General features: G+C 73.7%; 19 protein-coding genes and 1 pseudogene. 13 read left to right on the plus strand and 7 right to left on the minus strand.

Annotated elements, in window-relative coordinates; translation table 11 throughout:
- Positions 1–10: 10 nt before the first annotated feature.
- Positions 11–1,282, plus strand: coding sequence for an MFS transporter (locus ACIBAD_RS16540; protein WP_398907323.1), 1,272 nt, complete (start codon positions 11–13; stop codon positions 1,280–1,282).
- On the opposite strand, the gene ACIBAD_RS16545 is transcribed toward ACIBAD_RS16540, so the two are convergent.
- Positions 1,279–1,953, minus strand: a complete 675-nt coding sequence (locus ACIBAD_RS16545; RefSeq protein WP_134069503.1) for a DUF5701 family protein — start codon at positions 1,951–1,953, stop codon at positions 1,279–1,281. The genes ACIBAD_RS16540 and ACIBAD_RS16545 overlap by 4 nt on opposite strands.
- Before the next feature lie 319 nt (positions 1,954–2,272).
- Here ACIBAD_RS16545 and rox point away from each other — a divergent pair, with 319 nt between their 5' ends.
- The 3 genes from rox to ACIBAD_RS16560 all read left to right on the plus strand — a co-directional run bounded on the left by rox (position 2,273) and on the right by ACIBAD_RS16560 (position 6,239).
- On the plus strand, positions 2,273–3,727 hold the full coding sequence (gene rox / locus ACIBAD_RS16550; RefSeq protein WP_134069505.1) for a rifampin monooxygenase: 1,455 nt from the start codon (positions 2,273–2,275) through the stop codon (positions 3,725–3,727).
- 162 nt (positions 3,728–3,889) lie between these two features.
- Complete coding sequence (locus ACIBAD_RS16555; RefSeq protein WP_398907326.1) at positions 3,890–5,935, plus strand: calcium-binding protein; 2,046 nt, start codon at positions 3,890–3,892, stop codon at positions 5,933–5,935.
- A 136-nt stretch (positions 5,936–6,071) separates the two neighbouring features.
- Positions 6,072–6,239: a hypothetical protein gene (locus ACIBAD_RS16560; RefSeq protein ID WP_398907328.1), complete on the plus strand. Its 168-nt coding sequence runs from the start codon at positions 6,072–6,074 to the stop codon at positions 6,237–6,239.
- A 271-nt stretch (positions 6,240–6,510) separates the two neighbouring features.
- On the opposite strand, the gene ACIBAD_RS16565 is transcribed toward ACIBAD_RS16560, so the two are convergent.
- Complete coding sequence (locus ACIBAD_RS16565) at positions 6,511–7,068, minus strand: pyridoxamine 5'-phosphate oxidase family protein (protein ID WP_134069509.1); 558 nt, start codon at positions 7,066–7,068, stop codon at positions 6,511–6,513.
- Positions 7,069–7,451: 383 nt separating this feature from the next.
- Here ACIBAD_RS16565 and ACIBAD_RS16570 point away from each other — a divergent pair, with 383 nt between their 5' ends.
- The gene (locus tag ACIBAD_RS16570) at positions 7,452–8,114 is read left to right on the plus strand and encodes an O-methyltransferase (protein WP_398907330.1); all 663 of its coding nucleotides are present in this window, start codon (positions 7,452–7,454) and stop codon (positions 8,112–8,114) included.
- 41 nt (positions 8,115–8,155) lie between these two features.
- A complete protein-coding gene (locus tag ACIBAD_RS16575; protein ID WP_389007698.1) occupies positions 8,156–8,620 on the plus strand; it encodes a type II toxin-antitoxin system PemK/MazF family toxin in 465 nt (154 codons plus the stop codon).
- Positions 8,621–8,673: 53 nt separating this feature from the next.
- Here the strand turns inward: ACIBAD_RS16575 and ACIBAD_RS16580 are convergent, their stop codons facing one another.
- Positions 8,674–9,516, minus strand: a complete 843-nt coding sequence (locus ACIBAD_RS16580) for a TIGR02452 family protein (protein WP_398907333.1) — start codon at positions 9,514–9,516, stop codon at positions 8,674–8,676.
- Positions 9,517–9,650: 134 nt separating this feature from the next.
- Here ACIBAD_RS16580 and egtA point away from each other — a divergent pair, with 134 nt between their 5' ends.
- From egtA to egtD, 4 genes are read left to right on the plus strand one after another with little or no spacing between them, the layout of a single operon-like run.
- Positions 9,651–10,994 (plus strand): ergothioneine biosynthesis glutamate--cysteine ligase EgtA, encoded by a 1,344-nt coding sequence (egtA, locus tag ACIBAD_RS16585; protein ID WP_398907335.1) that lies wholly within the window; start codon positions 9,651–9,653, stop codon positions 10,992–10,994.
- Complete coding sequence (gene egtB, locus ACIBAD_RS16590) at positions 10,991–12,343, plus strand: ergothioneine biosynthesis protein EgtB (RefSeq protein WP_398907337.1); 1,353 nt, start codon at positions 10,991–10,993, stop codon at positions 12,341–12,343. The genes egtA and egtB overlap by 4 nt, the downstream gene beginning before the upstream one ends.
- The gene (gene egtC / locus ACIBAD_RS16595; RefSeq protein ID WP_398907339.1) at positions 12,343–13,101 is read left to right on the plus strand and encodes an ergothioneine biosynthesis protein EgtC; all 759 of its coding nucleotides are present in this window, start codon (positions 12,343–12,345) and stop codon (positions 13,099–13,101) included. The genes egtB and egtC overlap by 1 nt, the downstream gene beginning before the upstream one ends.
- Positions 13,098–14,171 (plus strand): L-histidine N(alpha)-methyltransferase, encoded by a 1,074-nt coding sequence (gene egtD / locus ACIBAD_RS16600; protein ID WP_134069525.1) that lies wholly within the window; start codon positions 13,098–13,100, stop codon positions 14,169–14,171. Before egtC ends, egtD begins: the two co-directional genes overlap by 4 nt.
- A 239-nt stretch (positions 14,172–14,410) precedes the next feature.
- On the opposite strand, the pseudogene ACIBAD_RS16605 reads toward egtD, so the two are convergent.
- From ACIBAD_RS16605 to ACIBAD_RS16615, 3 genes and pseudogenes are all read right to left on the minus strand, one after another.
- Positions 14,411–14,938, minus strand: a pseudogene (locus ACIBAD_RS16605) (lysophospholipid acyltransferase family protein); the annotation flags it as partial.
- Complete coding sequence (locus ACIBAD_RS16610) at positions 14,935–15,789, minus strand: GNAT family N-acetyltransferase (RefSeq protein ID WP_398907341.1); 855 nt, start codon at positions 15,787–15,789, stop codon at positions 14,935–14,937. The pseudogene ACIBAD_RS16605 and the gene ACIBAD_RS16610, both read right to left, overlap by 4 nt.
- A gap of 323 nt (positions 15,790–16,112) precedes the next feature.
- Positions 16,113–17,375, minus strand: coding sequence for an extracellular solute-binding protein (locus ACIBAD_RS16615; RefSeq protein WP_398907344.1), 1,263 nt, complete (start codon positions 17,373–17,375; stop codon positions 16,113–16,115).
- A gap of 166 nt (positions 17,376–17,541) precedes the next feature.
- Between ACIBAD_RS16615 and ACIBAD_RS16620 the strand changes: the two genes are divergently transcribed.
- A complete protein-coding gene (locus tag ACIBAD_RS16620) occupies positions 17,542–17,757 on the plus strand; it encodes a dodecin (RefSeq protein WP_030159985.1) in 216 nt (71 codons plus the stop codon).
- A 137-nt stretch (positions 17,758–17,894) separates the two neighbouring features.
- Here the strand turns inward: ACIBAD_RS16620 and ACIBAD_RS16625 are convergent, their stop codons facing one another.
- Entirely contained in the window at positions 17,895–18,389 is a 495-nt protein-coding gene (locus tag ACIBAD_RS16625) for an HAD family acid phosphatase (protein ID WP_134069527.1), read from the minus strand.
- A gap of 53 nt (positions 18,390–18,442) precedes the next feature.
- Between ACIBAD_RS16625 and ACIBAD_RS16630 the strand changes: the two genes are divergently transcribed.
- Together ACIBAD_RS16630 and ACIBAD_RS16635 are read left to right on the plus strand one after the other, a co-directional pair.
- A complete protein-coding gene (locus ACIBAD_RS16630; protein WP_398907347.1) occupies positions 18,443–19,450 on the plus strand; it encodes an LLM class flavin-dependent oxidoreductase in 1,008 nt (335 codons plus the stop codon).
- Between the two features lie 40 nt (positions 19,451–19,490).
- A complete protein-coding gene (locus ACIBAD_RS16635) occupies positions 19,491–21,959 on the plus strand; it encodes an ABC transporter (protein WP_398907349.1) in 2,469 nt (822 codons plus the stop codon).
- The last annotated feature ends 86 nt before the right edge of the window (positions 21,960–22,045 follow it).

Consider the following 22,045-nt stretch of genomic DNA (forward strand, 5'->3'; position numbering starts at 1 on the left):
GAGCCCCGCCATGGCCACCCCGTTGACCGCTCCGCCCGGACGCGTCACCCCACCCGCATACCGCGACGCCAACGTGCTGCGCTGGCTCACCGCGTACACCGCCTCCCTCGTGGGCGACAGCGTGTACTTCGTCGCCCTCGGCTGGTCCGCCCAGCAGGCCGCCGGCCCCGCCGAAGTCGGGCTCGTCATGGCGGCCGGGGCCCTGCCACGGGCACTGCTCATGCTCGGCGGAGGAGTGGTGGCCGATCGGTTCGACCCGCGCCGGGTGGTCCTCGGCAGCGACGCGGTGCGCTGTCTGCTCATCCTCGGTGTCGCCGCTGCCGTCGCGTTGACGGCGCCGGCCCTGTGGATCCTGGTCGTGGTGGCGCTCGTGTTCGGCGCCGTGGACGCGCTGTTCGTACCCGCCGTCGGAGCCCTCCCGCCACGAATCACCAGCCCCGACCAGCTCGCCCGCGTCACCGGCATGCGGTCCCTGTCGATGCGCCTCAGCCAGATCGCGGGGCCGCCGATCGGCGGCCTGGCCATGGGGCTCGGAGGCGTGGCGGCCGCCTTCACTGTGGCCGGCCTGCTCTTCGCGCTATCGCTGCCGCTCCTGCTGACGCTGCGGATGCGGACCGCCGGAGCGCCTGCCGCGGAGCGGCCGGCGCCCGGCACCGCACGGAAGGACCTGATCGACGGCCTGCGCTACATCCGCCGCCACCGCCTCATCGGGCCGCTCGTCGCCGCCGGCGCCGTCTGCGAACTCGGCCTCACGGGCACCCTCGGCGTCGGCATGGTGCTCCTCAACGCCGAGCGCGGCTGGGGACCTGCCGGCTACGGCTGGATCGTCAGCGGCTTCGGTGCGGGGGCCGCGACGAGCGCCGCGCTGCTCGCGATAGCCGGATGGCTGCCCCGCGCCGGCCTGATGCTGGCCGGTTCGCTGCTGGTGGGCTGCGCGGGTGCGGCCACCATCGCGCTGGTGCCCAGCCTTTGGATCGCCGTGGTACTGGCCGCGTGCATCGGGCTGAGCGCGGGCGTGTTCGGCAGCGTGGACAGCACCCTCATCCAAACGGCCGCGGATCCCGCCTTCCTCGGCCGGGTGACCTCCGTCGTCATGCTCACCATGGTCGGCCTCGCGCCCCTGAGCTACCCGTTGGTCGGAGCGGCCATCGGGGCCTGGGGCGCGGCGCCGGTGTTCGCCGGCTGCGGCGTCTTCGCCGGCCTGGGCGGGGTCGTCGTCCTGGCTTCCGACGCGGTGCGGCGCGCCGAGCTGCCCCGACGTCAACCGGGGCACACCACCTAGGTCGCGCGGCGCGCCGCCGAGGCGAAGCCGAGCCAGGTGTGGCGGTTGCCCCACCAACACCAGCCGATCTTGGGGGCGTTGCGCCGCTCGCGGCCGTCCCGACCCGTGCCGTTGCTGATCCAGATCGCCGGGGTTCGGGCGTCCAGGGTGCCGTTCGCCTTCCGCAGCCGGGAGCCGATGGTCATGAAGCACCGGTTTCGTTCCAGGGCGGCCGGCTGCTGGAGGACCCAGTGGATGCCCTCGCTGAGCAGCAGCGGGGTGCGCTCCTCCTTCGTCAGCGCCGGAAGCGCCTCCTCCGGGCTCCAGTTGGCCATGTGGTCGCCGCGGTCGAGGCCGGTGAGGACGTAGAGAGGGGCGTCGGACAGCTCGATGGCGTCGAGCGGGGAGAAGCCGTCGACGTCGGGCATGTCGGTGACGACGAAGCCGGGCTTGCCCTCGCGGCGGAGCAGCGGCGCGAGGGCGGAGGCGGGGGCGCGGTCCGGGTGGACGGCGAGCAGGGCGTCGCCGCCGTGCCCGCCTCCGGCGTCCGCCGCGGAGGCGAACGTACGCAGCTCATCGGCGGGAATCCCCGCGAGCTCGTGCACCCCGAGCTCGATCAGGCGCTCGGCTTGGGCGGGGAGCGGCGGGAGAGGGGGTACGGCGGGGCTGGGCGAGGTTCCGGGTACGGGCACGGCACTCCTGCGGTTCACGGGACAGAGCAGCGGACCCCGGACCAACGAGGCGGCGCGCCGGAATGTTCCCCCGCGAACTCGCACGCTCTCGCCGCCGCGCTCCTCGACGCCGGACGGAACGTGCGCGAAGCCGCCGGGCCGCGAACAAAGAGAAAGACAAGGAGGTTACCCACTCCTTGCCACTCTCAACATATAGCGCACTGGGGGGCTTGCCGCAAGGCCCCCGTCGTACCGCACAATCATCGACCGAGGCCAGAACCTGCCGAAATCAGGGATTCGCGCAGTACACACGCCTTTGTCTACGTACCTGGGGGTTTTCATGATGGACGTGATCGTGGTCGGCGGCGGACCGACCGGCCTGATGCTGGCCGGCGAGCTGCGGCTGCACGGTGTGCGGGTGCTCGTGCTGGAGAAGGAAACGGAGCCGACCCGTCAGTCCCGCGCCCAAGGTCTGCACGTGCGCAGCATCGAAGTGATGGACCAGCGCGGTCTGCTGGATCGGTTCCTGCCGCTCGGGCGGCAGTTCACGGTGGGCGGCTTCTTCGCCGGCCTCGGCACCTCCTGGCCGGAGCGGATGGACACGACGCACTCGTACGTCCTCCACATCCCGCAGGAGATCACCGAGCGGCTGCTGGCGGAGCACGCCGTCGAGGCCGGCGTCGAGATCCGGCGCGGCTGTGAGCTGGTCGGGCTGAGCCAGGACGACGAGGGGGTGACCGTCGAGCTGGCCGACACCACGCGGCTGCGCGCCCGCTACGTCGTCGGCTGCGACGGCGGTCGCAGTACGGTGCGCAAGCTGCTCGGCGTGGGCTTCCCCGGCGAGCCCGCCAGGGTCGAGACGCTGCTCGGCGTGATGGAGCTGGCCGAACCGGCGGAGACGGTGGCCGCCGTGGTGGCCGAAGTCCGCAAGACCCAGCTGCTGTTCGGCGCCATGCCCATGGGGGACGGGCTCTACCGCGTCATCGCGCCCGCCGCGGGCGTGTCCGAGGACCGTACCGCCGCGCCGACCCTCGACGAGTTCAAGCAGCAGCTGCACGCCTTCGCCGGAACCGACTTCGGCGCGCACTCGCCGCGCTGGCTCTCCCGCTTCGGCGACGCGACGCGGCTGGCCGAGCGGTACCGGGTCGACCGTGTCCTGCTGGCCGGCGACGCGGCGCACATCCACCCGCCGACCGGCGGGCAGGGGCTCAACCTCGGCGTCCAGGACGCGTTCAACCTCGGCTGGAAACTGGCCGCCGAGGTCTCCGGCTGGGCACCCGACGGCCTGCTGGACAGCTACCACGCGGAACGGCACCCGGTGGCCGCCGCCGTGCTGGACAACACCCGCGCGCAGATCCAGCTGATGTCCGCCGAGCCCGGTCCCCAGTCGGTGCGCCGGCTCCTGGCGGAACTGATGGACTTCGAGGAGGTGAACCGGTACCTCATCGAGAAGATCACCGCGATCTCCGTCCGCTACGACTTCGGCGAGGGCGAGGAGGGCGGCGAGGGCCGCCGACGCCACGACCTGGTCGGCCGGCGGATGCGGGACGTGGCGCTGAAGCGCGGCCGCCTCTACGAGCTGATGCGCGGCGGCCGCGGCCTGCTCCTCGACCAGACCGGCCGGCTCTCGGCGGCGGGCTGGTCGGACCGGGTCGACCACGTCGTCGACGTCAGTGACGAACTGGACGTGCCGGCGGTGCTGCTGCGCCCGGACGGCCATGTGGCGTGGGTCGGCGAGGACCAGCAGGACCTGCTCCGCCACCTGCCCAAGTGGTTCGGAGGCGCCGCCGGCTGAGCACCCCGACCACCCCGCCGAACCCCTCGCGCGCTCCCCCGCCGGGGTGGTTCGCGGGGCCCAGTGGGCGCAGTGCGGCACGGCTCGCGGGGCGCGGGCGGGCTCCCGTACGAAGCTGTGCGCTGCTCACTGCACCCCGCGAGGCCGGAGGTTCGTACGCCCATGACCCACGCACACCTGAGACCGTCACGGCGGCGCCGCGGACCCGGCGGGACGACCGGCGTACTGGCCGCCGCGCTCGGCCTGGCCCTCGTACTCGCGCTGCCCGCCTCCGCGCTGGCCGCGCCCGGCGATCTGGATCCGTCGTTCGGGACGGACGGCCGGGTGGTGACCCCGTTCCCCGGGTACGCGGAAGGGCACGACATCGCGCGTCAGGCCGACGGCAAGCTGGTCGTGGCGGGCATGAGCGAGGGCGGCTTCGCGCTCGCCCGGTACAACGCCGACGGCAGCCTCGACTCCGGCTTCGCCGGGGACGGTACGGTGACGAGCGACTTCGGCGGCGGCGCCCACGCGGCCAACGCGGTGGCGGTCCAGCCCTCGGACGGGAAGATCGTCGTGGTGGGCACGACCGAGGTCGTCGCGGAGGAGGGCGGCGGGTGCTGCTTCTTCTCCGTGGCCCGGTACAACACGGACGGCAGCCTGGACCCGGGCTTCGGCGACGGCGGGCTGGTACGGGTCGAGGAGTTCGGCGGATCCGCGGACGGCGCCGACGTGGCGGTGCAGTCCGACGGGAAGATCATCGCTGCGGGCAAGGGCCGCGGCGGGGGCTTCGCGCTGGTCCGCCTCGACACCGGCGGACACCTGGACCCGAGCCTGGGCGGCGACGGCGCGGTCGTCGCCGGTTTCACGCCCGCCTCGCCCCAGGACGCCGGCGGCACCGCCCGGGGCATGGCCCTCCAGCCGGACGGCAAGATCGTCTCGGTCGGGTACGTGGGCAACACCGCCTTCGACATCGGCGTGGCGCGCTACCTGCCCGACGGCACCCTCGACCCCACCTTCAGCGGTGACGGCATGGTGACCGCGGACTTCGGCGGCACCGAGTTCGGCAACGCCGTGGCGGTACAGCCGGACGGCAAGATCGTCGCCGCGGGATCCCGCGATGTCGGCGTCGCCCTGCTGCGCTACAACGCGAACGGCAGCCCTGACACCGCCTTCGGCACGGGCGGGCGCACCTCGGTCCACTTCCCCGGGGACGGCGGAGGCGCGAACGCCCTGGCGCTCCAGCCGAACGGCAAGATCGTCATCGCGGGGCAGGCCGACGACCCGAACAGCCAGGAGGCCAACGACTTCGGCCTGGCCCGGTTCAACACCAACGGCGCGGTGGACACCGGCTTCGGCGGCGACGGCTTCGTGGTCACGGGCTTCCTGGACTGGGACGACGCCCGCGGGGTGCTCGTACAGCCGGACGGCAAGATCGTGGCGGCGGGCGTCGGGGCGGGCTACGCCTTCGCCCTCGCCCGCTACCAGGGCGGCGACGGCACGCCGCCGCCCCCGCCGCCGAGCGCGGACCTGTCGGTGGTGCAGAGCGGTACGGCCACCGTGAGCATCGGCGACCGCGCCTCGTACACGGTGACGGTCTCCAACTCCGCGGCCTCCACCGCGACCGCGACCGGCGTCACGCTGTCGGACACGCTCTCCGGAGCCGGCGTGGGCCTCACCTCGGCCGCCGCCTCGCAGGGTACGTGTACGACCACGGCGACCGGGGCCACCTGCGCCCTCGGCTCCCTGGCCCCGGGCGCGAGCGCGACGGTCACCGTGACGGGCGAGCCCCGGACCACCGGCACGGTCACGAGCACGGCCGTCGCGAGCGCCGCCCAGCAGGACCCCTCGACCTCCAACAACACGGCGACGACCACCACCTCCGTGAACAACGCCCACGGCTGCACGATCATCGGCACCACCGGCGCGGACACCCTCAACGGCGGCTACTTCAACGACGTGGTCTGCGGCCTCGGCGGCAACGACACCGTCCGCGCGAGCTACGGGAACGACACCGTCTACGGCGGCTACGGCAACGACGACCTCGACGGCGGCTTCGGCGACGACACCCTGAACGGCGGCCCGGGCAACGACACCCTGACGGGCGACTACGGCAACGACCGCCTGACCACCACCGACGGCGTCTCCGCCAACGACACCGCCAACGGCGGCCCCGGCACCGACACCTGCACCACCGACCCGGGCGACACCCGCACCGGCTGCCCCTGACCCGCCCCTCCCCTGGAGAGCCGCCGCCGCACGACCCGACGACGGCTCTCCCCCACGGACACCCCCCGAGTCGGCAGAAGGGTGTGCCACTGACACGGCGGGTACCGGTGAAAGCACCTCAGGAAGGTGACGCCTCATGCCGATGCCGGACGTCCTGGCCTCCTTCGCCCATCCCGACAGCGAAGCCCTGTTCGCGGGCGGCGTCCTCGCCCGGCACACGGCGGCCGGCGCCCGGCACACGGCCGTCGGCACGCGGCCGCCGGCGACTGGCACACGGCCGCCGGCGTCCGGACCGCGGTGGTGACCGCGACACGGACGGCAGGTACCCGGCGCGCTGCCGAACCCGCCGCTGCGCTGGAGATCCTCGGTGCGTGCACCCCGCCTGCCGGGCTGCGCCGACGCCCGCGTCCCGTCCTCGGCCCCGGGCCGACCACGGTCGTGCGACGCACCTCGGGACGAGGCCGTGGCCGCCGTGGTCCCGAGTGGTACGTCCGGCACCCCGTCGGCCCCGCGGCGGGACCGGATCCCCTGCCCACGCGCGGACGGTGTGGCGCCGCCTTCGCGGTGCCCGCGGCTCAGAACGTCCAGCGGGTGTGGGTGTACACCCCGTCGCTGCGGCCGTAGCCGTAGGCCGTGGACGGCGGGACCGCGAACACGATCACGTCGCCCTTGCGGAACGCGTCCCCGATGCCGTGGAACGTGCCCTCGGGAGAGGTGATGTGTGCGCCGTACTTCGTCTCGTACGCCGTGATCACCTCCTCCAGCAGCGCCGGATCGGCGACCCGCCCCGCCGTGCCCTCGACCACGAGGTCGAGCCCTTCGGTGAGGGAGTTCCCCCCGGTGGTCAGCGCGCAGTGGCCGTCGTGGGCGAGGTTCTTCGCCTTCTGCTCGCTCGGACCGGTCGAGAAGTACAGCACCCCGTCGTGCCAGGCGGCGATCACCGGAGTGACGTGCTGCCGGCCGTCGGCTCGCGCCGTGGACAGCCAGAAGATCTCGGCGGACTCCAACTGCCGTTGGGCGTCGGCCCAGTCGGTGGCGCTCACGTCCTCGGCGCCCGGGCGGGGGTTCAGGGCGGAGCTGTAACGGGCGTCGAGCTCGGTCGTGGGGTGCTTCGCGGGTCCGTGTGCGGGCATGGCGGACCTCCTTCCTCCTCTCCCGTAACGACCGGCCGGCCGCCCGGAAACCCCCGCCACGCCCGTTTCGCCCGTCTGCGTGCCGGAATCCTGCCGAAAGCGCGCCGGGCCCGAGCCCGCTCGGCCACGATCAGCCCGGCCGTCGCCCGCCGGGCGCCGTACGTCGCCGTCGACGGGGTCGCCACACCTCCGGCGGCGGCCCGGACCCGTGTCATCACGACCGGGCGCACCGGGAAACGTCCGCGCAGCCGCACCCGCAGCCGCAGTCGAAGGCCCCTCCGCGCCCACCCTCGCCTGCGCGGCAACCTGTTGGAAGATGCCGGATGTCATGTAAGTTTCCTATGGGAACTTACTCACGGGTGAAGGGGAGTACCGAAATGCTCATGGGGCAGCAGACGTGGACGGCCGTTGACGCGTACTTCGACGGGCTGCTCGTCGAAGAGGACGAGGCGCTGGTCGCCGCCAACGCGGATGCCGAGGCCGCCGGGCTGCCTGCACATCAGGTGGCCCCGAACCAGGGGAAGCTGCTGCACCTCCTCGCCCGGATCCGCGGCGCCCGCACCATCCTGGAGATCGGTACCCTCGGCGGCTACAGCACCATCTGGCTCGCCCGGGCCCTGCCGGCGGGCGGACGACTGGTCACGCTGGAGGTCGACCAGCAGTGCGCCGACGTCGCCGCCGCGAACGTCGCCCGGGCCGGGCTGGCGGACCTCGTCGACATCCGGCGCGGCCGGGCCGTCGACCTGCTGCCCGAACTCACGGACCTCGCCCCGTTCGACCTGGTCTTCATCGACGCGGACAAGCCGTCCAACCCGGACTACCTGAAGTGGGCCCTCGAACTGACCCGGCCCGGCAGCGTCATCATCGGCGACAACGTCGTCCGCGACGGCGCCGTCGTCGAGGCCGACAGCGCCGACCCCCGCGTCCAGGGCGTCCGCAGGTTCACCGAACTCATCGCCGAGCACCCGAGGTTGACCGCCACCGCCCTCCAGACCGTCGGCAGCAAGGGGTACGACGGCCTCGTCATGGCCCTGGTCACCGGCTGAACCGCACCGCGACGGCCGTCCGAGCCACTAACCTCAGCCGCATGACGGCACTTTCCCACCACAGCTCCGACCCCATCGAACAGCCCGGCCGCGGCGGGGCCACCGCCACCACCGAGGCCGATCCGCACGCCATCGGGCCCGTGCGCACCGAGTACGCGCCCGACAAGGACGGCGATCCGGACCCCGGCGAGATCGTGTGGACCTGGGTCCCGTACGAGGAGAACGACGGCCGCGGCAAGGACCGCCCGGTGCTGGTCGTCGCCCGGGAGGCGGGCGGGCGGACGCTGCTCGCCGTGCAGCTGTCCAGCAAGCGGCACGACAACGACCGGGAGTGGGTGCCCATCGGGACCGGGCCGTGGGACGGTGCCGGGCGGGAGTCCTGGGTGGACGTGGACCGGGTGCTGCGGGTGCACGAGGAGGGCATGCGGCGCGAGGCGTGCGCCCTGGACCGCGGCCGGTTCCAGCTGGTCGTGAACCGGCTCCGCGAACGCTACGGCTGGCGCTAGGGAGTCGCCCCTTCCGGGGGATCCGGCGGATCGGGGCAGGCGCCCGGGCCGCCCTACGCCCCGAATCCCGCGAAAGTCCGTTCGAATGCCTCGCGCGGGCCCGGGTCGCGGTCAAGCACCCCGAACACCACCCGCTCGAAGACGCCCGCGAAACGCCCGGCCAGCAGGGCCCGGAAGGCCTCCGCGACCTGCGCCGGGTCGTTCCGGAACACCCCGCACCCCCACGCCCCCAGCACCAGCCGCGGATATCCGTGCAGCGCCGCCGTCTCCAGGACGCGCTCCGCGCGCCGCGCCAGGGCCGCCGGGATCTCGGCGACGCGCTCCGGCTCCTGGCGGCGGATGGTGCCCGCGTTCGGAGCCGGCGAGGTCAGGAAACCCGCGCGGAACGGGGTGTCCAACAGCTCGCCCCGGTCATCGCGGAAGACGGGCACCCCGGGCGAGTGAATCACCCGGTCGGTGTAGAAGGTGCTGCGCCCCGCGCGGTGCACCTCGTAGTACTCCGGGACCTCCAGCAGGGTCTCGTACAGGGCCGAGGCGCGGCACAGCGCCTCCTCCTGGGCCTTGGCCCCGCGGACGTATCCGCCCCCGGGATTACGGGCCGAGGCGAAGTTCAGGACCGCGACCGAGGCCCCGGAGACCGACCCCGGACCGCCCTCGGCGAGCCTACGGGCTGCGACCGTACTGCTCTCCCCCGTGACCTCGACGGCCGTCTCGTACCGCTCGCCGGGAATCTTCTCGTCTGGAATGACCGGGTTTGGCCCATATAGTCTGGTTCCGGCCCTGGACTCCGCCAGGGCGGCGGCGAGGGAGACCTGCCGCCCCGACCGCGTCCGGTACCAGCCGGTCGCCACGATGGTCGCGTTGTCCCGCGCGATCTCACGCAATCTGCTGCTCACGTCGCCATCATCGGCAGCAGCAACCACCCGCGGCCAGAGGTTTTCCGCGCGGTGGCCCGCTCCCCCCTTTTCAGGCCGACAAGGACGGGTAGGTAGGCATGGTCAAGTCGCACCCGTGGACAGGAGACCCTGCCGTGCCACAGGACTCGTACGCACCACCAGACCCGCAGGCCCTGGGCGACCCACCCGCTCTCAGCGAAACCGCCGCCGAGGACCTGGTCCACGGCATCTGTTTCAAGACGGGCCCGCCCCGCACCCTCGGCGCCGAGCTCGAATGGCTCGTACTGGACGCCGAGCGGCCCGGCGAGACACTGCCGCCCGACCGGCTCACCGCCGCGCACGACGCGGCCCGCGCCCTTCCCCTGCACTCCCGGCTCACCGTCGAGCCCGGCGGCCAGCTGGAGCTCAGCTCCGCGCCCGCCCCCTCGCTCACCGGCTGCCTGGACGGCCTGCAGGCCGACCTCACCGCCGTACGGGCCGCACTGCGCTCCCAGGGCCTGGCCCTGCGCGGCACCGGCCGCGATCCGCGCCGGCCGCTGCGCCGCCTGCTGAGCAGCCCGCGCTACGACGCGATGGAGACCTACTTCGACCGCACCGGCCCGGCCGGGCGCGCCATGATGTGCTCCTCCGCCTCCGTGCAGGTCTGTGTGGACGCCGGGTACGAGGAGCCGGGCCCGCTGGGGTACGGCCGGCGCTGGCGGCTGGCGCACCTGCTGGGCGCCGTGTTCGTGGCCGCCTTCGCCAACTCCCCCGCGCACGAGGGGCCGTACGCCGGCTGGCGGTGCTCCCGCCAGGGGATCTGGAACGATCTCGACGCCCGCCGCTCGCTCGCCCCGCCCCTGGACGGCGAACCCCGCAGCGCCTGGACCCGGCACGCGCTGGACACCGAGGTGATGTGCGTACGGTCGGCCGGCGACGGGCCGTGGCCGGTCCCGCGCGGCATGACCTTCCGCGACTGGCTGCGCGCCGCCGGAGCCGGGGCCGGGGCCGGCGGCGACGGCGCCCCGGGCCCGAACGGCCTGCGGCCGCCCACCGCGGAGGACCTGGAGTACCACCTGACCACGCTGTTCCCGCCGGTGCGCCCGCGCGGCCACCTGGAGTTCCGGATGATCGACGCCCAGCCCGGCGACGACGGCTGGCTGGTCCCGGTGGCCGTCGTCCACGCGCTGTTCGACGACCCGGAGGCCGCCGAGAGCGCGTACCGGGTGGCGAAGGCGCTGGCCGACGCCCACGGTTCCCGGCCCGCGCCGCGCAACCCGCTGTGGCAGACGGCCGCCCGGCACGGCCTGGCCGATCCGGAACTGCGCACCGCCGCCGCCGCCTGCTTCCGGGCCGCCGCCGAGGCACTGCCGCGCCTCGGCGCGAGCAGGCACGTCCAAGACGTGGTCGGCGCGTTCACCGAACGCTTCACCCTGCGCGGCCGCTGCCCGGCCGACGACGGATACCTGCAGCTCACCGGGACGGGGGCCCGCTCATGACCGCATCGCCTTCAGCCGACCGCACGCCGCCGCACCCGGCGCCCACCCGCGGGACACCCGCCGACCTGCGCGAACGGGCCTTCGCCGCCCTGACCGCGGCCCGCACCCGTACCGCCCTGCTCACCGATGCCGTGAGCGACCGCGACCTGACCGCCCAGCACTCCCCGCTGATGTCCCCGCTGGTCTGGGACCTGGCCCACATCGGGAACCAGGAGGAGCTCTGGCTGCTGCGCAACGTCGCCGGTCACGCCTCCCTCCACCCCGAGATCGACCCGCTCTACGACGCGTTCCAGCACCCCCGCTCGGAGCGGCCGAAGCTGCCCCTGCTGGGGCCGGCGGAGGCCCGGCGCTACACGGCCGAGGTGCGCGGCCGGGTCTTCGACCTGCTGGAGCGCACCGCACTGGAGGGATCCGCGCTGCTGGACGACGGTTTCGCGTTCGGAATGATCGCCCAGCACGAACAGCAGCACGACGAGACCATGCTGATCACCCATCAGCTGCGCCCGGGCGAGCCGGTGCTCACCGCGCCCGATCCGGCCCCCCCGCAGGGACCGCCGCCCGCGGCCGCAGAAGTCCTGGTTCCCGGCGGCCCCTTCACGATGGGCACCTCGGCCGAGCCCTGGTCGCTGGACAACGAGCGGCCCGCGCACACCAGGGACACCGGGGCCTTCTGGATCGACACGGCCCCGGTGACCAACTCCGCGTACCAGGCGTTCATCGCCGACGGCGGCTACCGGGACGACCGCTGGTGGGCCCCCGAGGGCTGGGACCAGATACACCGGCACGGGATCGAGGCGCCGCTGTTCTGGCGCCGGGAGGCCGGCCAGTGGCTGCGCCGCCGCTTCGGCACGACCGAGCCGGTGCCCGCCGACGAGCCCGTACTGCACGTCAGCTGGTACGAGGCGGACGCCTACGCGCGCTGGGCGGGGCGCCGGCTGCCCACCGAGGCGGAGTGGGAGAAGGCCGCCCGGCACGACCCGGACACCGGCCGCTCCACCCGCTACCCCTGGGGCGACGAGGACCCGACCCCGGACCGCGCCAACCTCGGCCAGCGCCATCTGCGCCCGGCCCCGGCGGGAAGCTACCCGGCCGGGGCGTCCCCGCTCGGGGTGCGCCAGCTGATCGGCGACGTGTGGGAGTGGACCGCCTCCGACTTCCTGCCGTACCCGGGATTCCGGGCCTTCCCGTACCGCGAGTACTCGGAGGTGTTCTTCGGGCCGGAGCACAAGGTGCTGCGCGGCGGCTCGTTCGCCGTGGACCCGGTGGCCTGCCGGGGCACCTTCCGCAACTGGGACCTGCCGGTCCGCCGGCAGATCTTCTCCGGGTTCCGGACCGCGAGGGATGCCTGATGTGCCGTCACATAGCCTTCATCGGACCGGAGATACCCCTGGCCCGGCTGCTGACCGAGCCCGAGCACTCGCTCGTGCGGCAGTCCTGGGAACCGCGCCGGCAACGCCACGGCACGGTCAACGCCGACGGCTTCGGCGTCGGCTGGTACGCGGAGGGCGATCCGGCCCCCGCCCGCTACCGGCGGGCCGGCCCCATCTGGGGGGACCCCAACTTCGCCGATCTGGCCCGGGTCGTCCGTGCCCGGGCCGCCCTGGCCGCCGTACGGGACGCCACCGTCTTCGGGGCGGACGGGGAGGCCGCGGCAGCGCCCTTCGCCGCCGGGCCGTGGCTGTTCAGCCACAACGGCGCGGTACGGGACTGGCCGGACGAGGTGGCGCCGCTCGCGGCCGCCCTGCCGCCCGCGGAGCTGCTGTCCCTGGCCGCGAGCACGGACTCGGCGCTGATCTGGGCACTGGTGCTGCACCGGCTGCAGCGGGGGGACGACCTCGGCTCGGCGCTCGCCGAACCCGTGCGGGAGCTCGCGGCGGCCTCGCCCGGCTCCCGGCTGAACCTGCTGCTCACCGACGGCACCGGCATCGCCGCGACGGCCTGGGGCGATTCGCTCTGGTACCTGGCCGACGCGGCGGCCGAGCGCACCGTGGTGGCGTCCGAGCCGTACGACGACGATTCCCGCTGGTGCGAAGTACCCGACCGGACCCTGCTGACCGCCCGTGGCACACGGGTCGATCTGACCCCGCTGAAGGAGACCTCCCAGTGAGCGACTTCCAGTTGACCCGCACCCTCGACGAGCACTCCGCCGACACCGCGCTGCGCGCGGACGTCCTGCACGGACTGACGGCGTCCCCCAAGGTGCTGCCGCCCAAGTGGTTCTACGACGCGCGCGGCAGCGAACTCTTCGAGGAGATCACCCGGTTGCCCGAGTACTACCCGACGCGCGCCGAGCGGGAGATCCTGCTGGCACGGGCCGGGGAGATCGCCACGGCGAGCGGGGCGCGCACCCTGGTGGAGCTGGGATCCGGCTCCTCGGAGAAGACCCGGCACCTGATCGAGGCGATGCCCGCGCTGGACACGTACATCCCGGTGGACGTGAGCGGCAGCGCCCTGGAGGGCGCGGCGCAGACGCTGCTGGCGGAGCACCCGGGGCTGCGGGTGCACGCGCTGGTGGCCGACTTCACGAAGCCGCTGCGGCTGCCGGACGCGCCCGGGCCCCGTCTGGTGGTGTTCCTCGGCGGCACGGTCGGCAATCTGCTGCCGCCGGAGCGCGCCGTGTTCCTGGCCTCCGTACGGGCGATGCTGTCGCCCGGGGACGCCCTGCTGATGGGGACGGACCTGGTCAAGGACGAGGCCGTGCTGGTGGCCGCGTACGACGACGCGCAGGGGGTGACGGCCGAGTTCAACAAGAACGTGCTGGCCGTCGTCAACCGGGAGTTGGGCGCCGATTTCCCCATCGAGGACTTCGCACACGTCGCGGTGTGGAACCGGGAGCAGGAGTGGATCGAGATGCGGCTGCGGGCCCGGTCGGAGCTGGTGGTGAAGGTCCGGGCGCTGGATCTTGTGGTGCCGTTCGCGGCGGGCGAGGAGATCCTGACGGAGGTCTCCGCGAAGTTCCGCCAGGAGGGCGTACGGAGGGAACTCGCCGAGGCCGGGCTGGAGTTGACTCAGTGGTGGACGGACACGGAGGGCCGCTTCGCCCTGTCCCTGTCGGTGGCCGACGGCGAGTTCGGCTGGGCCGGCACCCCCGGGAGCAGGGAGGAAGCGGGGGCTGAGGTGGCGGGGACCGAGGTGGCGGGCACGACGGGGACGGACGCGGCGGCGACGGCCGCCTGAGCGGCGGCCGCGAGCTCCCGCCGGTCCGCGTACCGGCCCGGCGGGATCCGCGGCAGCAGTCGGACCTCGGCCCGCACCCCGCGGGCCCGGGCGATCCGCCACAGGGAGGCGGTCAGCGGATCGTCCCCGACGAAGGCGGGCGTCCCGGCAGGGCTACCGTCCGGCAGCCGGTACGCGAGCTGCACGGGCTGTACGGGCACCCGGGCGTCCAGGGCGGACTGGAAGGCGGCCCGGCGGAACGGTCCCCGGGCGCGCCCGCACCAGGTGCTCCCCTCGGGGAAGACGGTGACGCGGTCGCCGGCCAGCAGGGCGCGGGTGATGGCCTCGACGGTGCCGGGGAGGGCGCGGATCCGCTCCCGCTCGATGAACAGGGTTCCGTTCTGCCGGGAGAGCGGGCCGAGCACCGGCCAGTGGCCGATGTCGCTCTTGGCCAGCATCCGGCAGGGCATGGCGGCGGCGACGAGCGGGATGTCCAGCCAGGAGATGTGGTTGGCGACGATCAGGCGGCCGCCGCCCGGGCCGGGGCTCCCCTGCATGGTGATCCGTATGCCGAAGGACCGGACCAGGGCGGTCGCCCAGGCCCGCACGAGCGCCTGGCGGGGGCGGGCGGGGAGCAGCCGGACCGGCTGGGAGCCCAGGATCCCGAGCAGGATCAGGGCGACGGCGGCGGTGAGCCGCAGCACCGCGCGGACGGGGCCCGCCCGCTCCCCCTCGTGGCCGGCACAGGCCTCGGGGGTGCAGGGCGAGGTGGGCAGCCAGACGCTCATGCGGCCGGGACGAGCGAGAGGAAGTGCTTGAGGTAGCGCGGGTTGGTGCGCCGCAGGGAGAGCAGGACGTACAGGTCGGCGCAGCCGAACTCGGCGTCGAGGGCGGGCTCGCCGCAGACCCAGGCGCCCAGGCGCAGGTAGCCGCGGAGCAGCGGGGGCAGCTCCACGCGGGCCGGGAAGGTGATGCCCTCGGGGTTCCAGGGCAGGTGCGGGCTGACCCGGTACTCCTCGGGGGCGAGGTTGCGGGTGAGGACGCTCTCGCGGGTGGCGGCGGCCAGCACCCCGCCGTCGGCGAGCGGTATCGAGCAGCAGCCGGCGAGCCAGTTGTGGCCTGAGCGGTCCATGTAGCGGGCGAGGCCGGCCCAGATCAGCGCGATGACGGCGCCGTTGCGGTGGTCGGGGTGGACGCAGGAGCGGCCGACCTCGACGAGGTCCGGACGGATCGGGGCGAGGGCGGAGAGGTCGAACTCGCCCTCGGAGTAGAGGCGGCCGGCGACGGCGGCGCGCTCGGGCGGCAGCAGCCGGTAGGTGCCGACGACCTGCTCGGTCTCCTCCTCGACGACGAGGAGGTGGTCGCAGTACGCGTCGAAGGCGTCGGAGTCGAGGCCCGGCTCGGGTCCGTCGAGGCGGGCGCCGAGCTCGCCGGCGAAGACCAGGTGGCGCAGGCGCTGGGCGGCGCGCACCTCGTCCTCGTCACGGGCGAGGCGGACGGTGTAGTGGGGGGCGGCGGGGAGGGCTGCGGGGGCCGCGACGGGGGCGGCTGCGGGGACGGCTGCGGCGGTGAGGAGGGGGGTGACGGCCGAGGTCACGGTGGGGGGAAGGGTGGACGGGGACAGGGGGGCGATGGTCATGGCGGCTCCTGATCCGGGCACGGGAGCCAGGTCGGCAGGTGGTTCGGCCTGGCTCCTTTACTTCTTCCGTGACTGGCTGGATTCGACATGACCGCGCAGCGGCACTTGGATGTGCGAACGCTGAACTCGGCGGGCGCGCCGGGGCTCGACACCCGCCGGACGGGAGCTCGACACCTGGTCGAAACGCACTCGGGAGGTTCTCAGGCGGCGCTCGGCTCGGGCTCGACCAGGGCTCGCGGGGTGCTCGGGGAGCGCCCTTCGGGGAGCGCCGCTCGGGAAGGGGCCTTCGGCGAGCGCCCCTCGGCCGGGCTCACCGGTCGGGCTCACCGGTCGGAGCTGAGGACCTTGCTGATCATGTCAGAGGCCGCCTTGGCGGCCTCCTTCGGGTCCTGTCCGGTGAGTACGGCCGTCATGTAGGGCTTGATCGGGTTCTTGCCCTCGACCTCGGCCCAGCGGGCGGACTTCGGGGTGGCGCGCCCCTGGGCGGCTCCGGGCGCCATGCTCGCGGCGCCCTCGTTGCCGTCGACGACATGCGCGAGGGTGGCCTTGTTCGGCACGTAGCTCATCGTGCGGGCGAGTTCGGTCTGCCAGGTCTCGCTGACCAGTGCGGTGATCACGTCGACGGCCTGGCTGCGGTGCTTCGTCCGCTCGGGGATGATCAGGTCCGAGCCGCCGGTGAAGACGGCGCCGGGCTTGTCGGAGGTCTTGCCGGGGACCGGGAAGAATCCGAGCTTGCCCTTGAGGGCCGGGTTGGCGGCCTCGATGGCGGCGGCCTGGCCGGGCGGGGCGATGATCTGGGCGACCTCGCCGCGGGCGAAGACCTCGGACTGCGGGGGCGTCTCCTCGTCGGCGTTCTTGGGGCCGTCGCCGAGGGCCTGGAGCTGCTTGTAGAACTCCATGCCGGCCAGGGCCTTGTCGTCGTCGAGGGTGCCGACCCACTCGCCGCCGGTCTCGACGGCGAGCTCGCCGCCCTCGTCCCAGATGAACCCGGAGAGGACGTACCAGTTCTGACCGGGAAGGTAGATGCCCTGCCGGTCGCCCTTGTCCAGCTTCTGGGTGGCTTGGATCCACTCCTGCCGGTTCTTGGGCGCGGCGTTGATCCCGGCGTTCGCGAAGAGGTCCTTGTTGTAGATCACCACGCGGTTGGCGGCGTACCACGGGACGCCGTACTGGGCCCCGTCGATGCTCCCCGGATCGGAGAGGCCCTTGAGCCAGTCCTTGCTGCCCCACTCGCGCAGGCCCTCCAGCGTGAGTTCGGACAGGCCGCCGGTCTCGATGTACTGGGCGACCTGGGTGTTGCCGACCTCGATGACGTCGGCGCTCTCGGCGCTCTTGCCCGCGAGCACGGCGTTGACCTTCTCGCCGATGCCCGTCCACTCCTGGATCTTGACCTCCAGGTCGACGCCGGGGTGCTCCTTCTCGAAGGAGGAGGTGAACTTCGCGATGAAGTCCTCCGAGGCGCTGCCCTTCATCAGCCAGAGCGTCACCTTCTGCTCCCCTGCGGCCGATCCCGCCAGCTGACTGCAGCCGGTGAGGGCGGTCGCGGCCGCGAGGGCCGTGCACACGGCGAGGAAGCGCATCTTCACGAAGGTCACCTTCTGGAGTCCGGTCTCGGAGATGGCTTGAAATTGGCATAGACCAATGGGCGGGTCAAGGCCCTGCCGCTCGGGACTGTTCACGCATAGTTCGCGGAGACGGACTTACTGGGGCACCGTGGAACGAGGCAAAAGCCCCCCACCGTCGGGAGAACCCATGTCGAACCACACCTACCGGGTGACCGAGATCGTCGGCACCTCCCCCGAGAGCATCGATCAGGCCATCCGCAACGGCATCACCCGGGCCGGCCAGACGCTGCGCAATCTGGACTGGTTCGAGGTCACGCAGGTGCGCGGGCACATCGAGAACGGCGCGGTGGCGCACTACCAGGTGGGGCTCAAGGTCGGGTTCCGCCTCGACGGCGAGGACTAGCGGGCCCCGCACGGACCGGGTGCGGGCGAGGTGCGGGGCGGCCGCGGGTGCAGGCGCGGTCAGGCGTGGGCGCGGGCGCGGTCAGGCGCGGGTGCAGCTGCGGTCAGGCGCGGGCGTGGGCGTGGGCGAGCCGCGGATCAGGTGCGGCCCTCCCCCTCCTGTGCCGACTTGAGCTCCGGCGCGTCCGCGGCCCAGTCCGCCAGGACCGTCCTGAAGCCCGCGGCGCGCGCCGCCTGGCAGACCAGCTCGTCGTCGTCCACGAGCATCCGCACCTCCCGGCCCCGGGCGATCCGCCGCAGCACCTCCAGCTTGGTGGACCGGGCCGGCCTGCGGTCCTGATTGCCGCGCATCCACACCCGCCCCTCGGGCAGCCCGTGCCGGTTCAGCCACTCCTGAGTGTCGGCGCGGCACCGCTCCGGGCGCCCGGTCAGGTACACGACCTCGCAGTCGGCCGCCTGCTCCACGGCCAGCTCCACCCCGCGCGCCAGCGGCGGATCGGCCGGGGCCGCGCCGAAGAAGCCGTCCCAGTCCCGGGGCCGGGCCTCCAGGAAGTGCTGGCGGTGGTCGGTGTCGGCCAGCGTGTTGTCGATGTCGAAGACGGCCAGCGGCCGGCGGTCGTTGCTGTCACTCATACGGGTCAGATTAGGCAGGGAATCCTTTCGGCGCGTGCGCGTTACAGCCTTGTGTGATCCGCAAACTCTCCATCCTCGACCGGTCCCGCACCCGCGAGGGGCACCCGGCCCCGCAGGCCCTGCGCGACACCGTGGAGCTGGCCCGCGCGGCGGAGCGGCTGGGCTACCACCGCTTCTGGGTGTCCGAGCACCACAGCGTCCCCGGAGTCGCCGGCTCCGCGCCCGCCGTACTGGCCGCGGCCGTCGCCGGGGCCACCCGGCGGATCCGGGTCGGCACGGGCGGGGTGATGCTGCCCAACCACCAACCGCTGGTGGTCGCGGAGCAGTTCGGGGTACTGGAGTCGCTGTTCCCCGGCCGGATCGACATGGGGCTCGGCCGCTCGGTCGGCTTCACCGGCGGGATCCGGCGGGCGCTGGGCCGCGGCACCGGGGACGCCGACCGCTTCGAGGAGCAGCTGGCGGAGCTGCTGGGCTGGCTGGACGGCAGCCAGCAGGCACATCCCGAGGTGCACGCCCGCCCGGCGGAGGGGCTGCGGATACCGGCGTACGTGCTCGCCACCGGCGAGGGCGCCGGGATCGCGGCCCGGGCCGGGCTGCCGCTGGTGGTGGGCGACCTGCGGGCCCGGGACCGGGTCACGGAGGCCGTTGAGCGCTACCGCGCGCAGTTCCGCCCCTCGGCCGCCCGACCGGAGCCGTACGTCGTGGTGTCCGGGACGGTCGCCGTGGCGCGGACCGCGGAGGCCGCCCGGCGCATCCTGGTCCCGGAGGCCTGGTCCCTCGCGTACTCGCGCACCCGGGGCAGCTTCCCGCCCCTGCGCCCGGCGGAGGAGGTGGAGGCGCTGGCCATGAGCCCGAAGGAGCGGGAGTTGTACGAGGACGGGCTCGCCGGGCACATCCACGGCACCGAGGAGCAGGTCGCGGCGCAGCTGGCCGAGGTGGCCGACCTGACGGGCGCGGACGAGCTGCTGGTCACCACCTCCACGTACGACCGCACGGCGCTGCTGGACTCCTTCGAGCGGCTGGCCCGTGTGGCCGGGTCGGCGGGCCCGGAGGGGCCCTGACCTCGGGCAGTCCCGGGAAGCTGCCCGTAAACTGGGGCGAATGCACCAGTCCACCGCGCCCGAGACCCACCACGACCCCTTCGTACGGGTGAGGGGGGCCCGGGAGCACAATCTGCGCGGCGTCGACGTGGACATCCCGCGCGACGCCCTGACCGTGTTCACCGGGGTCTCCGGATCCGGGAAGAGCTCCCTGGCCTTCGGCACGCTCTACGCCGAGGCCCAGCGCCGGTACTTCGAGTCGGTGGCCCCGTACGCCCGCCGCCTCATCCACCAGATCGGCGCACCGAAGGTGGACTCCGTCACCGGGCTGCCGCCCGCGGTCTCCCTGGAGCAGCGCCGCTCCTCCCCCGGTTCGCGGTCCTCGGTCGGGACGGTGACCTTGCTGTCCAACTCCCTGCGGATGCTGTACTCGCGTGCCGGGACCTATCCGCCGGGCGCCGAGCGCCTCGACTCGGACGCCTTCTCCCCCAACACGGCGGCCGGCGCCTGCCCTTCCTGCCACGGTCTCGGCAGCGTCCACCGCACCAGCGAGGAACTCCTGGTGCCGGATCCCGGCTTGTCGATCCGTCAGGGCGCCATCGCCGCCTGGCCCGGGGCCTGGCAGGGCAAGAACCTCCGGGACATCCTGGAGGTCCTCGGGTACGACGTGGACGCGCCCTGGCGGGAGTTGGCGGCGAAGGACCGCGAGTGGATCCTGTTCACCGAGGAGCAGCCCGTGGTCACGGTGCATCCGGTGCGGGACGCGGACCGCATCCAACGCCCGTACCAGGGCACCTACATGAGCGCCCACCGGTATGTGATGCGGACCTTCTCCGACAGCAAGAGCGCCACGCTGCGGGCCCGGGCGGAGCGGTTCCTGGCCGATTCCCCGTGCCTGGTGTGCGAGGGCCGGCGGCTGCGCCCCGAGGCGCTGGCCGTGACGTTCGCGGGCCGTACGATCGCGGAGCTCGCGGCGCTTCCGCTGACCGCCCTGGACGCCGTACTGGCCTCCGTGCCGGACGGGGTACGGGACGGCGCGCCCGCGGGCGGGGAGGCGGCCCGGGTGCTCGCCGGGGATCTGCGGTCCCGGATCGGGCCGGTCATGGAGCTCGGGCTCGGCTACCTGAGCCTGGACCGCACGGCGCCGACCCTGTCGGCGGGCGAGCTGCAGCGGCTGAGGCTGGCGACGCAGCTGCGGTCGGGGCTGTTCGGGGTGGTGTACGTGCTGGACGAGCCGTCGGCGGGGCTGCACCCGGCCGACACCGAGGCCCTGCTCGGCGTGCTGGACCGGCTCAAGGCGGCGGGGAACACGGTGTTCGTGGTCGAGCACCACCTCGACGTGGTGCGGCATGCGGACTGGCTGGTGGACGTGGGTCCGCTGGCCGGGGAGCACGGCGGGCGGGTGCTGTACAGCGGGCCGCCGCAGGAGCTCGCGGGCGTGGCGGAGTCGGCGACGGCGCGGCACCTGTTCGCGTCGGACGGGGCGGAGGCCGGGGCCGGGGCGGAGGCCGGGGCCGGGGCGGAGGCCGGGGCCGAGCCGGGACGGCGGCCGGTGCGGGAGGCCCGCGGTTCGGTCCGGCTCACCGCTGTCGAGCGGCACAACCTGCGGGGCGTGGACGCCGAGTTCCCGCTCGGGGTGTTCACGGCGGTCACCGGGGTGTCCGGGTCGGGCAAGTCCACGCTGGTGGGCCAGGTGCTCGCCCGGGAGGTCGGGGAGCGGATCACGGATCCGGGATTCCCGGTGCGGCGGCTGGTGGAGGTGGACCAGAAGCCGATCGGCCGGACCCCGCGGTCCAACCTGGCCACGTACACAGGGCTGTTCGACGTGGTGCGCAAGCTGTTCACGGCGGCTCCGCAGGCCCGGGCGCGCGGCTGGAAGGCGGGCCGGTTCTCCTTCAACGTGCCGGGCGGCCGGTGCGAGACCTGCCAGGGCGAGGGGTCCGTATCGGTGGAGCTGCTGTTCCTGCCGAGTACGTACGCGCCGTGCCCGGAGTGCGCGGGGGCCCGGTACAACCCCGAGACCCTGGACGTGCGGTACGAGGGGCTGAACATCGCGGAGGTGCTGGGTCTCACGGTGGAGTCCGCGGCGGCCTTCTTCGCGCCGGTCCCGGCGGCGGCGCGCAGCCTGCGGGCGCTGGAGGACATCGGGCTCGGCTATCTGCGGCTGGGACAGCCGGCCACGGAGCTGTCGGGCGGCGAGGCGCAGCGGATCAAGCTGGCGACGGAGCTCCAGCGCCTGCGCCGCGACCACACCCTGTACGTGCTGGACGAGCCGACGACCGGGCTGCACCCGGCGGATGTGCGGGTGCTGCTGCAGCAGTTGCACGGGCTGGTGGACGCCGGGCACTCGGTGGTGGTCGTGGAGCACGACATGGAGGTGGTGGCGGGCGCGGACTGGGTGATCGACCTGGGTCCGGGCGGCGGCACGGACGGCGGGCGGATCGTCGCGGCGGGCACGCCGGCGGAGGTCGCCGCCGCGGGCGCGGGCCGCACGGCGGGCTACCTCGCGCGGGCCCTGGGACGGCCCTAGGTGTTCTGTCCAGGGAGGTTGTGGACGGGTGATGTAGGTCTCCGCTGAGGGATCTTGAAATGGGTGAGGGCCTTCTGGCCTGGTGT

This window comes from Streptomyces sp. NPDC051109, assembly GCF_044455885.1.
Classification (GTDB): Bacteria; Actinomycetota; Actinomycetes; order Streptomycetales; family Streptomycetaceae; genus Streptomyces.